Source organism: Kitasatospora sp. NPDC043949 (genome assembly GCF_056435365.1).
The window spans coordinates 44,856-58,572 of record NZ_JBWKEQ010000032.1; the positions used below are offsets into that span (position 1 = coordinate 44,856).

General features: G+C 73.4%; 11 protein-coding genes. 2 read left to right on the plus strand and 9 right to left on the minus strand.

Features of this window, described 5'->3' with window-relative positions:
* Positions 1 to 169: 169 nt before the first annotated feature.
* On the minus strand, positions 170 to 1,192 hold the full coding sequence (gene fbaA / locus AC07AL_RS24720) for a class II fructose-bisphosphate aldolase (RefSeq protein ID WP_063348525.1): 1,023 nt from the start codon (positions 1,190 to 1,192) through the stop codon (positions 170 to 172).
* A gap of 342 nt (positions 1,193 to 1,534) precedes the next feature.
* Here fbaA and AC07AL_RS24725 point away from each other — a divergent pair, with 342 nt between their 5' ends.
* Positions 1,535 to 2,254 (plus strand): DedA family protein, encoded by a 720-nt coding sequence (locus tag AC07AL_RS24725; RefSeq protein ID WP_363627881.1) that lies wholly within the window; start codon positions 1,535 to 1,537, stop codon positions 2,252 to 2,254.
* Between the two features lie 100 nt (positions 2,255 to 2,354).
* On the opposite strand, the gene pyrE is transcribed toward AC07AL_RS24725, so the two are convergent.
* The 5 genes from pyrE to AC07AL_RS24750 form a co-directional block, all read right to left on the minus strand.
* Entirely contained in the window at positions 2,355 to 2,891 is a 537-nt protein-coding gene (pyrE, locus tag AC07AL_RS24730; protein WP_280673778.1) for an orotate phosphoribosyltransferase, read from the minus strand.
* A gap of 30 nt (positions 2,892 to 2,921) precedes the next feature.
* Complete coding sequence (locus AC07AL_RS24735) at positions 2,922 to 3,929, minus strand: SRPBCC family protein (RefSeq protein WP_478318191.1); 1,008 nt, start codon at positions 3,927 to 3,929, stop codon at positions 2,922 to 2,924.
* Between the two features lie 92 nt (positions 3,930 to 4,021).
* A complete protein-coding gene (locus AC07AL_RS24740) occupies positions 4,022 to 5,659 on the minus strand; it encodes a polyamine aminopropyltransferase (RefSeq protein ID WP_478318193.1) in 1,638 nt (545 codons plus the stop codon).
* Between the two features lie 139 nt (positions 5,660 to 5,798).
* A complete protein-coding gene (locus AC07AL_RS24745) occupies positions 5,799 to 6,329 on the minus strand; it encodes a DUF2617 family protein (protein WP_478318194.1) in 531 nt (176 codons plus the stop codon).
* 491 nt (positions 6,330 to 6,820) lie between these two features.
* Entirely contained in the window at positions 6,821 to 8,236 is a 1,416-nt protein-coding gene (locus tag AC07AL_RS24750; RefSeq protein ID WP_363579820.1) for an amidase, read from the minus strand.
* A 92-nt stretch (positions 8,237 to 8,328) separates the two neighbouring features.
* Between AC07AL_RS24750 and AC07AL_RS24755 the strand changes: the two genes are divergently transcribed.
* On the plus strand, positions 8,329 to 8,943 hold the full coding sequence (locus AC07AL_RS24755) for a TetR/AcrR family transcriptional regulator (RefSeq protein WP_363579819.1): 615 nt from the start codon (positions 8,329 to 8,331) through the stop codon (positions 8,941 to 8,943).
* On the opposite strand, the gene AC07AL_RS24760 is transcribed toward AC07AL_RS24755, so the two are convergent.
* The 3 genes from AC07AL_RS24760 to clpB all read right to left on the minus strand — a co-directional run bounded on the left by AC07AL_RS24760 (position 8,923) and on the right by clpB (position 13,679).
* Entirely contained in the window at positions 8,923 to 10,083 is a 1,161-nt protein-coding gene (locus AC07AL_RS24760; RefSeq protein WP_363579818.1) for a pyridoxal phosphate-dependent aminotransferase, read from the minus strand. The two genes, AC07AL_RS24755 and AC07AL_RS24760, sit on opposite strands and share 21 nt — an antisense overlap.
* A 119-nt stretch (positions 10,084 to 10,202) precedes the next feature.
* Entirely contained in the window at positions 10,203 to 10,760 is a 558-nt protein-coding gene (locus AC07AL_RS24765) for a type III secretion system chaperone family protein (protein ID WP_363579817.1), read from the minus strand.
* Between the two features lie 312 nt (positions 10,761 to 11,072).
* Positions 11,073 to 13,679, minus strand: coding sequence for an ATP-dependent chaperone ClpB (gene clpB / locus AC07AL_RS24770; RefSeq protein ID WP_363579816.1), 2,607 nt, complete (start codon positions 13,677 to 13,679; stop codon positions 11,073 to 11,075).
* Positions 13,680 to 13,717 lie beyond the last annotated feature (38 nt).

Consider the following 13,717-nt stretch of genomic DNA (forward strand, 5'->3'; position numbering starts at 1 on the left):
CCCCACCCACACCAACCACAAAAACCCCCCCCCCCCCCCCCCCCCCCCCCCCCCCCCCCCCCCCCCCCACCAACCCCCCCCCCCCCCCCCCCCCCCCCCCCCCCCCCCCCCCCCCCCGCCCCCCCCACCCGCGTTCACGCCGTGGCCGGGCTCAGCCCGGCCGCCGGGCTCACTTCAGACGGTTGCCGGCCGAGCGCAGCTGCTGCGCGGCCTCCAGCACACGGGCGGCCATGCCCGCCTCGGCGAGCTTGCCCCAGGTGCGCGGGTCGTAGGTGTTCTTCTTGCCGACCTCGCCGTCGACCTTCAGCACACCGTCGTAGTTGCGGAACATGTGGTCCACGACCGGGCGGGTGAAGGCGTACTGGGTGTCGGTGTCCAGGTTCATCTTCACGACGCCGTTCTCCAGCGCGGTGGCGATCTCCGCCGCGGTCGAGCCGGAACCGCCGTGGAAGACGAAGTCGAACGGGTCGGTCTTGCCGTACTGCTTGCCGATCGCGTCCTGCAGCTCGCGCAGCAGCTCCGGCTTCAGCACGACGTTGCCCGGCTTGTAGACGCCGTGCACGTTGCCGAACGAGGCGGCCAGCAGGTAGCGGCCCTTCTCGCCCAGGCCCAGCGCCTCGGCGGTGCGCACGGCGTCGTTGACGGTGGTGTACAGCTCGTCGTTGATCTCGTGGGTGACGCCGTCCTCCTCGCCGCCGGTCGGGGTGATCTCGACCTCAAGGATGATCTTGGCGGCGGCGGCCTGGGCCAGCAGCTCCTGGGCGATCGCCAGGTTGTCGGCGAGGGTCTCGGCCGAGCCGTCCCACATGTGCGACTGGAACAGCGGGTTCTGGCCCTTGGCCACGCGCTCGGCGGAGACCGCCAGCAGCGGGCGGACGTAGCCGTCCAGCTTGTCCTTCGGGCAGTGGTCGGTGTGCAGTGCGACGGTGATGTCGTACTTGGCGGCGACGATGTGCGCGAACTCGGCCAGCGCCACGGCGCCGGTCACCATGTCCTTGTTGTGCTGGCCGCCCAGGAACTCCGCGCCACCGGTCGAGATCTGGATGATGCCGTCGCTCTCGGCCTCGGCGAAACCACGCAGTGCGGCGTGCAGGGTCTGCGACGAGGTGACGTTGATGGCCGGGTAGGCGAACTTGCCCGCCTTGGCCCGGTCCAGCATCTCGTTGTAGACCTCGGGAGTTGCGATGGGCATGCGATCCGCTCCTGTCGGGTTGCGGCGTACGGACGGTGCTGTCCGACGCTGTGTACGCCTTCGGTACGACTCCGTGCCGGCCGCCGACGCGCGGCGCTGCGGTGTGGCTCTCCGGCACCAAGGTTCGAGCGACCTCCGCGGTACGGCAATGAGGGTGGTGTGCCGCTGCGGACCGGACGCCCGTGCCATCCTCCCAGACTCGTGCCCGCAGGTCAGCAGGAGCCCGCCAGTCGGACCGTCGCCGCCGCCGACGCGGACGGCCCGCTCCTGCGACGTTCGGCGGACACCGGATACACCTGCCGGGCGAAGCCTCCGTACAGGACGGCCCGCTATCCTGCGGCCGTGGACTACAACCAGCTGGCCGTCAACCTGCTCGACGCCAAATCACTGATCTCGTCCCTCGGCGCCATCGGGCTGATCGCGATCATCTTCGCGGAGACCGGCCTGCTGGTCGGCTTCTTCTTCCCGGGTGACTCACTGCTGATCATCGCCGGCGTCGCGGCGTCGAACGCCGCCTCGTCGGTGCTCGGCGACGGCGCCAAGCTGCCGATCGCCGTCCTGCTCGTCGGTGCCCCGGTGGCCGCGGTCGCGGGGGCCCAGCTCGGGCACCTGATCGGGGTCAAGGTCGGGCCGAAGATGTTCGACAAGCCCGAGTCGAAGATCTTCCGCCGCGAGTACGTGATGAAGGCGGAGGAGTACTTCAACAAGTTCGGGCCCGGCAAGGCCGTGGTGCTGGCCCGCTTCATGCCGATCGTCCGGACCTTCCTCAACCCGGTCGCGGGCACCCTGGAGATGCCCGCCCGGACGTTCTTCCTGTGGAACGTCATCGGCGGCGTGCTCTGGACCGAGTCCATGCTGCTGATCGGCTACTTCTTCGGCGACGCGCTCGCCCCGGTGATCGACAAGTACCTGATCCCGGCGGTGCTGCTGATCGTCCTGCTCTCGATCTCGCCGATCCTGATCGAGGTCCTGCGCGAGCGCAAGAAGCGGAAGGCCGGCGGCGCCGTGGAGAACGCCGAGGCCGACGCCGTGCAGAGCGGCGGCCGCCACCGGCGCGGCTGAGCACCGGGGCTTCGCGCACGACACGCGAAGGGGCCGGGTCCCGTCTCACGTTTCACGTGAAACAGGACCCGGCCCCTCGTGCTGTCAGGTCCGGCCGGGCTCAGAGGCCCAGGTCGTCCAGGGTGTAGGCGGTCACGTACGGCAGGCCCTGCGCCTCGACCGCGGCCGCGCCGCCGCGCTCCACGATCACCGCGACGCCGACCACCTCGGCACCCGCCTCGCGCAGCGCCTCGACGGCGGTCAGCACCGAGCCACCGGTGGTGGAGGTGTCCTCGACCGCCAGCACCCGGCGGCCCTTGACCTCCGGGCCCTCGATCCGGCGCTGGAGGCCGTGCGCCTTGCCCGCCTTGCGGACCACGAAGGCGTCCAGCTCACGCCCGCGCGCGGCGGCGGCGTGCAGCATCGCGGCGGCCACCGGGTCGGCACCCAGGGTCAGACCGCCGACGGCGTCGTACTCCAGGTGCGAGGTCGCGTCCAGCATCACCCGGCCGACCAGCGGGGCGGCCTGGCCGTCCAGCGTGATCCGGCGCAGGTCGACGTAGTAGTCGGCCTCCTTGCCGGAGGAAAGGGTGACCTTGCCGTGTACGACGGCCTTGTCCTTGATCTGTGCCAGCAGGGCGTCGCGGTCGTTGCTCATGAGCGTCCAGTCTAGGCCCTCTCCCGCCGGTCAGCGCCGACGCAAGGCCCTGACCAGCACCACGGCGCCACCCAGCAGCGCGACCCCGCCGCCGATCACCCACGGCACCGCGCTGCGGCCGCCCGAACCCGGCACCACGATCCCGCCGGCCTCGCCGCCCCAGCGGGACGCCGCCCGGGCCCGGGCACTACGGGCCGGCAGGGCCGGGGCGTACCGCCCGCGCGGCGGCGCGTGGTCCACCTCCTCGGCCGACCGGCCGACGATGCTGCGGCGCACCGGGCCGCCGCCCGCCGGCCCCTCCTCGTACTCGAAGAGCGGCTCGGCGGGGAGCTCCTCGGCGACGCCCTCCTCGGGCCCGTCCCCGTCGCCGCCGCCGGTGGGCAGGCCGAAGCGCTCGGCGTCGGCGTCGGAGAAGGCGATCAGGTCGGACAGGTCGTCGTCGAGGTCGTCGCCGGGCTGGTCCTGGTGCTCCTCGATGAACACCACGCCGGCGTCGGTCTCGGTCCCGCCCTCGGCCCCGGCCTCGCCACCGGTCTCCGTGTCGCTCTCGCCGTCGCCGTCGCCGTCGCCGTCGCTCTCGCTCTCCGGCTCGGCGTCCGGGGAGGCGAGCGCGGTGGCGAACCGGTCCAGCAGACGGCGGCCGGCGGCGTCGAGGGTCTCCTCGTCGAACTCGGTGAGCCGGCCGGTGGCGCTCAGGTCGCCGGTGAAGCGGACCACCGCGGTACCGTCCTCGGCGCCGTCCGCGACGCTGACCCGGACGGTGGCGGTCGCCTCGCCGCTGCCACGGGCCTCCTGGCCCTCGGCGAACACGGTCAGCACGCCCTCGCGCCCCTCGATCAGGGACAGCACGCCCCTGTACGTGATGGTGGAGCCGCCGATCCGCAGCTTCAGCCGGCCGCCGATCTCCTCCGCCGGCCCACCGCCGACCGCGGCCGGCTCGGTGCTCAGCCCCGGCACGCTACGGGCCAGCAGAGCCGGATCCTGCAAGGCCTGCCGCACCAACTCGGCGGGCATCGGGACGACAACCTCATGCTCCATGTCAGGGAGCCTACCGACCCAACCCCGCCCGGTCCCCACCCACCGCCACCCGACTTCCCCGGACCACCGGTGTCCAGCCCCGCGCCCCCGGCTCAGCGGGGGCCGAGCAGGGTGAGGGCGGCCGGGGGGTGGGCGGGGCGGAGGGCGGCGAGGCGGGTGGCGGAGCCGCGGAGGCCGTCGGGGGTGAGGGCGCGGGGCGGTGGGGCGTCGGGGGCGAGGGTGAGCGGGGGCCGGGCGGCGGCCGCGAGGAGGAAGGTCTGGGCGGCGCCCGGCGGGTCGGGGCGGCAGCTCGCGGTGGCGCTGCCCTGGACGGAGTACGGGACGGTCTGCAGTCCCGCCGTCCGCAGGCCGGACTCGATCGGCCAGAGGCCGTCCGGGTCGCCGCCGGCCCGGACGGCGACGCGGCCGCCGGGGGAGAGCAGCCGGGTGGCGAGGCCGTAGAACTCCTGGGAGTGGAAGGTGACCGGTCCGCCGTCGGCGGGCGCGGGCAGGTCGGCGAGCACCACGTCGTACGGTCCGTCGGCCGTGGCGGCGCCGCGCAGCCAGGCCATCGGGTCGGCGGCGGTGGCGTGGACGCGGGGGTCGTCGAGGGAGTGGTCGGTGAGGGCGGCGAGCCCGGGGTCGGCGCGGGCGAGCCGGGGGAGCGCGGGGTCGGCGTCGACGAGCCGGACGGAGCGGACGCCGCGGTGCCGGAGCACCTCGCGCAGGGCGAGGCCGTCGCCGCCGCCGAGGAGCAGGACGCGGGCGTCCGGGCCGGCGGCCATCGCCGGGTGGACCAGGGCCTCGTTGCCGCGGTACTCGTCCGGTCCGCAGACGGTGAGGCGGCCGTTCAGGTAGAGCCGGAGCGGGCCTTCGGTGGGGCCGGTGAGCACGATCTCCTGGGAGCGGCTGCGGGCGGCGAAGCGGACCTGCGCACCGTAGAGGGCGTGCCGGGCGGCGCGTTCGATGGCACCGGAGCCGGCGGCGGCCGCGGCGAGCAGGGCGAGGACGAGCGCGCAGCCGCCCCAGAGCAGGAGCCGTATCCGGGGGGCGGGTTCCTCGCGGAAGAGCCAGAGCACGACGGCGGCTCCGGCGACGGCGTTGACGGCGCCGGTGACGAGGGCGCCGTCGCCGGGCCCGAGGCCGGGGAGGATGAGGAAGGGGAAGGCGAGGCCGCCGATCAGCGCGCCCACGTAGTCGGCGGCGAAGAGGTCGGCGGCGGCGCGGCCGGCGTCCTCGCGCCGGATCCGCTGGATGAGGGTCATCAGGAGCGGGATCTCGGCGCCGATGAGGATGCCGATGAGGCAGGTGAGGCCGACCATGGCGGCCTGGTAGCGGCCGATCCAGGCCCAGCAGGAGTAGAGCGCGAGGACGGAGAGGCCGCCGGTGAGCGCGAGGGCGCATTCGACCAGGGCGAAGGCGGTGGCGGGCTGCCGGGTGAGGCGTTTGGCGAGGAGCGAGCCGAGGCCCATCGCGAACACCATGACGGAGAGCACGACGGAGGTTTGGGTGACCGAGTCCCCGAGCAGGTAGTCGCCGAGCGCCACGAGTTCGAGTTCGTAGACGAGTCCGCAGGCCGCGCAGACGAACGCGGCCAGCAGGACGGTGAGGCGGGCCAGCCGGGGGTGGGAGCGCAGCCGGGACCGACGGCGGGCGGGCAGGGGGGCGAGGCTCCGCCCGGGCCGAGGTGGGGCGCCGTCGTCGAGGTCCACTCGCGAGCGGGCGGGTGGACCGGCCGGATGGTTGATCACGAACAAACGCTAGGGGACGTTCGGGACGGATAGCTGCGCCCATTCGACGGACAGTGTGGGACGCCGGATTGACGAATCGTTCCTGCGTACGATTCATAGGCCGTGGCGGGATCGGCGACCCTGCTCGGACGGCTGGCGGTCATGCCCCGGACACCACCAGCGAGGAGCGGGTGCAGACCAGCCGGCCCTCCTGCGGGTAGGCGTGCCAGGTCCGCCAGAGCAGCCGGTCGGCGCCGCCCTGGGTGACCAGCGCGGTGAAGGCGCTCGGGTCGCCCGGGAACACCCCGGCCAGGCCGCGCGGGTGGCCCTCGACCAGGGCCAGCAGTTCCTGCGCGCGGGCCGCGAAGTCGTGCGGGGGCAGCGCCTCGATCCGGGCCGCGAACTCGTACTCCCAGCCGCCGACCTGCTTGGCCACCCGGGCCGGCAGCGGGGTGCGGCGGCCGGGCAGGCAGGCGACGGTCTCCAGGCACTCGCCGGGGCCGGCGGCGATCACCACCTGGTGCGAAGCGCCGAGCAGTCGCAGCTGGAGGGTGCCGGGCGCGGTGGGGTGGCCGCCTCCGTCGAGTCTCAGGTCGCGGACCGCGAGAGCGGGCAGCGGGTCGCCGCCCAGGCACCAGGCCAGGTCACCGGCGCGGGTGTCCGTGTAGGAGGTCTGCAGTGTGGTGAGCATGCTCGGCTCCGCGTTTCAGCTCCGTGCGCGCCCGCCGAGCAGCACCGAGTAGGCCTAGGCGATGGCGAGGCTGTTCGTGGCTGTGCGGCCCTGGGCGCGGCCGACCGTGGAAGGAGGGATTCCGGCTGGAGATTCAGCAGCAGAGAAGCATGAATACGCCGGGTCCGCCGGTGATTTACCCAACTTTGTCAAGCATTCACCGTTTCGAGCACACCTGCTTCCCGGCTCTGATCGACCCGGTGTGCGACTCTGCACAGCGCGCGCCCCTACGACCGGGTCGTGCGCCGTGCACGCTGGTAGTGCGCCGGGTGCACGCCTCGTGCGCCGCCGCCCTGCACGCACCGGGCGGGCAGGGCGGTCGGAGCGTTCCGTCGAGGCCGAAGGAATTGCCTCACAGACATCATTCAATCGTCAACCAGACGTCAACCAACCATGACTGTCAGGCGAGTTGAGAAGAACTGGGCCCACTCGCCGGGCCATCATTGCTCCCCTCACGGCCGGGGGTCGATCGGCGCGAGCACCCCGAGCCGGTCCTCGACCGCCTGGGCCGCCTCCAGGCAGAGGTCCTCCCGGAACGCCCGCCCCACGAGCTGCACCCCGGTCGGCAGCCCGTCGGCCAGGCCGGTGGGCACCGCCACCGCGGGCAGCCCCGCGAAGCTGGTCACCTTGCACAGCCGCATCGCCGTGCGGACCAGCTCCCACCCGGCCGCGTCCCGGGACTCGATGCCCGGTTCGACCGGCGGTTCGGTGAACACCGGTCCGAGCAGCAGCGGGTACTCGTCCAGGAATTCGGCCCAGGAGCGGCGGATGCCCAGCCAGCTCCCCATCAGCTCCATGAGCTCGGCGGCGGTCGCGGGCGGGGTCCGGGCCATCGTCAGCTCGATGTAGCGGTCGCCGCCCGGGCCGAGCAGGGGGCGTACGGCGGGCCACTTGGGTGCGAACTCGGTCATGGTGATCCGGTCGCACACCTCCAGGGCCTCGTCGAGCCGCGGGACGTCCGCCACCTCGCGCACGTCGTACCCGGCGTCCCGCAGCGCCGCCGCCGCGCGTTCGACCGCGGCCCGGACCGTCGGGTGGACGCCGTGGCCGCCCGGATCGGCCACCACCGCGACCTTCACCGGCCCGGGCAGCGGCTCGCCGTAGCGCGGCACGGGCAGGGCGCGCGGGTCGCGCGGATCGGGGCCGGCCAGCACCTCGTAGGCCAGCCGGAGGTCGGCGACGCTCCGGGCGAGCGGGCCGTCGGCGACCAGCCACTGGGAGGCCGGCCCCGGGTCCTGCGGCCCGAACGCGCGGTGGTCGGCGGGGAACCGGCCGTTGGACGGGTTCAGCCCGGCGACCCCGCAGAACGCGGCCGGGACGCGGACGGACGCGCCGGAGTCGTTGCCGAGCCCGAGCGCGGCCAGGCCGGTCGCGACGGCCGCGCCGTCGCCGCCGCTGCTCCCGCCCGGGGTGCGGCTGCGGTCCCACGGGTTGGCGGTGTCGCCGTAGAGCTCGCTGCGGGTGTGCATCCCGGCCAGGATCATGGTGGGCATGTTGCTGTGCCCGATCGGCACGGCCCCGGCCGCGCGCAGCCGGGCGACCGGGGGAGCGTCGGCCCGCGCCACCAGGTCGCGGAAGCGCGGCACCCCGAAGGTGGTGGCCACGCCCTCGATGGCGGTGGTCTCCTTCACGGTGAACGGCACGCCCGCCAGCGGGCCGGGGTCCTCGCCCGCGGCCAGGCGCCGGTCGAGTTCCCGGGCCTGCACCCGGGCGCGCTCCGCCAGGACCTGGGTGACGGCGTTCACCTGCGGGTTCACCGCGCTGATCCGCTCCAGGTGGCTGTCGAGCAGTTCGACGGCCGAGACCTCTTTGCCGCGTACCGCCGCCGCCTGCGCGGTGGCCGTCAGTCGCCACAGGGCGTCCTGCATGACGTACTCCCCTCCTCGTTCCGATGCGCTCGTATCGGTACCGTAGCCTGGGAACCGATACGAGTGCATCGAATAAACCGGAGGCGGAGCCCGTGCCCAGACAGGTGGACCACGACGGCCGGCGTCGGCGGATCGCCGAGGCCGTCTGCCGGCTCGCCGACGAACGAGGCCTGGAAGGGGTGACCCTGCGCGACGTGGCCGACCGCGCGCAGGTGTCGACCGGCGCCGTCCAGCGCTGCTTCCGCACCAAGGACGAGATGCTCCGCTTCGCCCTCGGCTACGTCGGTGAGCGGATCACCGCCCGGGTCCGGGCGTACCCCGCCGACGACCCGGCGCCCTCGCCCGCCGCCCTCCTGGCACACGCGGCCGCCGAGGCGGCGCTGCTCGGCGACGGACAGCGCTCCCAGGCGCGGGTCTGGCTGGCCTTCGTCGCGCAGGCCGCCGTCGACGAGCGGCTGGCGGGCCCGCTGAACGCCGACTACGCGGCCCTGGAGGGCCTGTTCGCCCGGCTGATCGCCGAGGCGTCGCCGGCGGCCGGGCCGGACGCCGCCCGGGAGGCGAAGACGCTGCTGGCCCTTGCCGACGGGCTCACCACGCACGTCCTCGTCGGCCGCCTCACCGCACCCGAGGCCCGGGCGATCCTGAACGCCCACCTGTCCGGCCTCGGGCGGCGGCCGGGCGACGGCTCAGAGGCGCTGGAGCCGTGACACCGCTTCCTCCAGCACGGAGTCCTGCTTGCAGAAGGTGAAGCGGACCAGGCTGCGGCCGGCCTCGGTGTTGTCGTAGAAGACGGCGTTCGGGATGGCGACGACGCCGCAGCGCTCCGGCAGGGCGCGGCAGAACTCGATGCCGTCCTTCTCGCCGAGCGGGGTGATGTCGGTGGTGATGAAGTACGTGCCCTCGGGGGTGAACACCCGGAAGCCGGCCGCGGTGAGCCCGTCGACCAGCAGGTCGCGCTTGCGGAGCAGGTCGGCGCGGAAGCCGTCGAAGTAGCTGTCGGGCAGCCGCAGCGCCTCGGCGACGGCGTACTGGAAGGGGCCGGCGCTGACGTAGGTGAGGTACTGCTTGGCCGTGCGGACGGCCGTGACCAGGGCCGGGTTCGCGGTGACCCAGCCGACCTTCCAGCCGGTGAAGGAGAAGGTCTTGCCGGCGGAGGAGATGGAGACGGTGCGCTCGCGCATGCCGGGCAGGGCGGCGATCGGGTGGTGGGTGGCGCCGAAGACGAGGTGCTCGTAGACCTCGTCGGTGACGACCAGCAGGTCGTGCTCGACGGCGAGGGCGGCGATGGCGGCCAGCTCGTCGGCGGTGAGCACGGTGCCGGTCGGGTTGTGCGGGGTGTTGATCAGCAGCAGGCGGGTGCGCGGGGTGATCAGGGTGCGCAGTTCGTCCAGGTCGGGGCGGAAGTCCGGGGCGCGCAGGGTGAGCGGGCGGCGGGTGGCGCCGGCCATCGCGATGCAGGCGGCGTAGGAGTCGTAGAAGGGTTCGAGGGCGATCACCTCGTCACCCGGCTCCAGCAGGGCGAGCAGGGTGGCGGCGATGGCCTCGGTGGCGCCGGCGGTGACCAGCACCTCGGTGTCCGGGTCGTAGCCGAGGCCGTGGAAGCGCTGCTGGTGCTCGGCGATGGCCTGCCGCAGCTCGGGGATGCCGGGGCCGGGCGGGTACTGGTTGCCGCGCCCGTTCAGCACGGCGTCGGCAGCGGCCCGGGCCACCGAGGCCGGGCCGTCGGTGTCGGGGAAGCCCTGGCCGAGGTTGATCGAGCCGGTGGCCGTGGCCAGGGCGGACATCTCGGCGAAGACGGTCGTCCCCATGCCGGCCAGTCGGCGGTTCAGCAGCGGCCTGTTGCCCATCGGTGGCTCCTCACGCGTCGTCGTCGGCCCCATCCTGGGTCAGCCGGGGGCCGGGGACAAGGACGGCCCGACCACCTGGGGCCAAGTGGTCGGGCCGTGCGCTCGCGGGGCGGGCAGGGTCACGCCTCGTTGGTGTCCTCGGGGGTCTCGCCGTCCTCGCCCTCGATCTCGTTCTGCAGACCGAGGCGCTCGACGATCCACTGCTCGAAGCCGACGGCGGCCTGGGTCCAGTTGGCGGTGGTGGTGACGAAGTAGTCCAGGTTGACGCCGGTGCCGACGATCATCTGGGCCTCGCCGATCAGGCGGACCACGCCGTCCTCGTGGGTGTGGGTGTAGACCTTGGGCCAGAGGGTCTCGCGGTTCCACTCGTCGATGAGGTCGAGGATCTCGCCCTTCTTCTCCAGCGGGTACGCGCGGTCGTAGAAGGCGCGCACCGCGAAGAGCTCCTTCTGCTCGCCGCGGAACATGTAGTAGACGCGGAAGCCCTCCCAGGGAGCGGTGAGGTCGCCCTCCTCGTCCACGACGTGCTTGAGCTGCATCTGGTCCAGCAGCTGGGCCACCAGGCCCTGGTCCGGGACGATGATCGGCGGCGGGCCGGCCGGCCGCCCCTGGTCGCCGGGCTGGCCGCCACCCTGGGGTGCGCCGAACGACGGGATGGACGACGGGTCGATGCTCATGGGGTCCTCTTCCTCAGTGCACGTGGTGGCCGGCAATGAGAGGCCGCCCTTTCCACTTCCCATCCTGCCTCATCCGGGGCCTGCCTCACAGGGGCACCCGGCCACGCGTCGATCTTCGTCCGGGGCGCTCCGACGCCCGCCGCGAGCGGTGATGGTGACGGAGCGTGTCCGGTTGGAGGGCCGTCGCTGCCGGGGCTCCGGCGGGGTGCGGCGGGGTGCGGCCGTAGCCGAGTGGGCCGTCAACTGTGCTGTGCGGCAAGGGTGTTGCCCGGGCCGCCCGCGCTGTCGTGCGGGCGGCCCGGGCTGGTGGTGCTACTTCTCCAGCGGTCCGCGGCTGCGGACGGTGAGGCGGTCGCCCTCCTCGTCCCGCTCGACCAGGACGGTGTCCCCGTCGTGCACCTGGCCGGACAGGATGGCCCGGGCCAACTGGTCGCCGATCGCGGACTGGACCAGCCGGCGCAGCGGGCGGGCGCCGTACGCCGGGTCGTAGCCGGTGAGGGCCAGCCAGTCGCGGGCGGCCTCGGAGACGTCCAGGGTGAGCCGCCGCTCGCGCAGCCGGTCGCCGAGGCGGGCCACCTGGAGGTCGACGATCCGGCTCAGCTCGGCGGTGCCCAGCGGGTCGAAGACCACGATGTCGTCCAGCCGGTTGAGGAACTCGGGCTTGAACGCGGCCCGGACGGAGTCCAGCACCAGGGCCTTCTTCCGGTCCTCCGGGGTGGCCGGGTCGACCAGGAACTGGGAGCCCAGGTTGGAGGTGAGGATCAGGATCGCGTTGCGGAAGTCCACCGTGCGGCCCTGGCCGTCGGTGAGCCGGCCGTCGTCCAGCACCTGGAGCAGGACGTCGAAGACCTCCGGGTGGGCCTTCTCCACCTCGTCCAGCAGCACCACGCTGTACGGGCGGCGGCGGACCGCCTCGGTGAGCTGGCCGCCCTCCTCGTAGCCGATGTACCCGGGCGGGGCGCCGACCAGGCGGGAGACGGAGTGCTTCTCGCCGTACTCGCTCATGTCGATCCGGACCATGGCCCGCTCGTCGTCGAAGAGGAAGTCGGCCAGGGCCTTGGCGAGTTCGGTCTTGCCGACGCCGGTCGGGCCGAGGAAGAGGAACGAGCCGGTCGGGCGGTCCGGGTCGGCGATGCCGGAACGGGTGCGGCGCACCGCGTCCGAGACCGCCCGTACGGCCTCCGCCTGGCCGATCAGGCGCTGGCCCAACTCCTCCTCCATACGCAGGAGTTTGGCGCTCTCGCCCTCCAGCAGGCGGCCGGCCGGGATGCCCGTCCAGGAGGCGACCACGTCGGCCACGTCGTCCGGGCCGACCTCCTCCTTCACCATCGAGGCGGAGGCGTCCTGGTCGGCCGCCCGCTCCTGGGCTTCGGCGAGCTCCGTCTCGGCGGCCGGGATCTCCGCGTACATCAGCTTCGACGCCCGCTCGAAGTCCCCGTCACGCTGGGCCCGTTCGAGCGCGCCGTGCAGGTCGTCCAGCCGCTCCTTGAGCTCGCCGACCCGGTTGAGGCTCTTCTTCTCCTGCTCCCAGCGCGCGGTCAGGGCGCTCAACTGCTCGTTCTTGTCGGCGAGATCGCGCCGCAGCCGGGCCAGCCGGTCGATCGAGGCGGCGTCCGACTCCTTCTCCAGGGCCAGCTCCTCCATCCTCAACCGGTCGACGGAGCGCTGGAGTTCGTCGATCTCGACCGGGGAGGAGTCGATCTCCATCCGCAGCCGGGAGGCCGCCTCGTCGACCAGGTCGATCGCCTTGTCGGGCAGGAAGCGGGAGGTGATGTAGCGGTTGGACAGGGTGGCCGCGGCGACCAGCGCGGCGTCCGCGATCTGCACCTTGTGGTGCGCCTCGTAGCGGCCCTTGAGGCCGCGCAGGATGGCGATCGAGTCCTCCACGCTGGGCTCGCCGACCAGCACCTGCTGGAAGCGGCGCTCCAGGGCCGGGTCCTTCTCGATCCGCTCGCGGTACTCGTCCAGCGTGGTGGCGCCGACCATCCGCAGCTCGCCGCGGGCCAGCATCGGCTTGAGCATGTTGCCGGCGTCCATCGCGGAGTCGCCGCCGGCGCCCGCGCCGACCATGGTGTGCAGCTCGTCGATGAAGGTGACGACCTGGCCGTCGCTCTGCTTGATGTCGTTCAGGACGGCCTTCAGCCGCTCCTCGAACTCGCCGCGGTACTTGGCGCCCGCGACCATCGCGCTGAGGTCCAGCGCGACCAGCCGCTTGCCGCGCAGCGACTCCGGCACGTCGCCGGCGACGATGCGCTGGGCCAGGCCCTCGACCACCGCGGTCTTGCCGACGCCCGGCTCGCCGATCAGCACCGGGTTGTTCTTGGTCCGGCGGGAGAGGACCTGGACGACCCGGCGGATCTCCTGGTCCCGGCCGATCACCGGGTCGAGCTTGCCGTCCCGGGCGGCCTGGGTCAGGTCGGTGCCGTACTTCTCCAGCGCCTTGTAGGTGCCCTCCGGATCCGGAGAGGTCACCCGGCCGCTGCCGCGCACGTCCTTGAACGCGGCGAGCAGGTCCTTCGCCGTCGCGCCCTGCCGCGCCAGCAGTTCGGCGACCGGCCCGCCCTCGGCGGCCAGGCCGACCATCAGGTGCTCGGTGGAGACGTACTGGTCGTCCAGGTCGTCGGCGCGCTTGCCGGCCTCGGTGAGCACCGCGAGGGTGTCCCGGGAGAGCTGCGGCGCGGCGACCGTCGAGCCCATCGCGCTGGGCAGGGCGGTCAGCTGGCGGCGGGCCTCGGCGTCGATCCGGGTGACGTCCGCCCCGACCGCCTCCAGCAGCGGCCGGGCGATGCCCTCGGGCTGCTCCAGCAGGGCGATCAGGATGTGCACCGGCTTGACGTCCGGGTTCCCGGACGCGCCCGCCTGCCGGATCGCGGCGGACAGGGCGTCCTGCGTCTTGGTGGTGAACTTGCTGGCGTCCACTGCTGGGGGGTCCTCCCTCGTCGTCCTTCAATGCTGCT

Coding starts and splice junctions, on each gene's coding strand:
- fbaA (WP_063348525.1), bottom strand. CDS start 1,192: ATGCCCATCGCAACTCCCGAGGTCTACAACGAGATGCTGGACCGGGCC.
- pyrE (WP_280673778.1), bottom strand. CDS start 2,891: ATGAGCAACGACCGCGACGCCCTGCTGGCACAGATCAAGGACAAGGCC.
- AC07AL_RS24735 (WP_478318191.1), bottom strand. CDS start 3,929: ATGGAGCATGAGGTTGTCGTCCCGATGCCCGCCGAGTTGGTGCGGCAG.
- AC07AL_RS24745 (WP_478318194.1), bottom strand. CDS start 6,329: ATGCTCACCACACTGCAGACCTCCTACACGGACACCCGCGCCGGTGAC.
- AC07AL_RS24750 (WP_363579820.1), bottom strand. CDS start 8,236: ATGCAGGACGCCCTGTGGCGACTGACGGCCACCGCGCAGGCGGCGGCG.
- AC07AL_RS24760 (WP_363579818.1), bottom strand. CDS start 10,083: ATGGGCAACAGGCCGCTGCTGAACCGCCGACTGGCCGGCATGGGGACG.
- AC07AL_RS24765 (WP_363579817.1), bottom strand. CDS start 10,760: ATGAGCATCGACCCGTCGTCCATCCCGTCGTTCGGCGCACCCCAGGGT.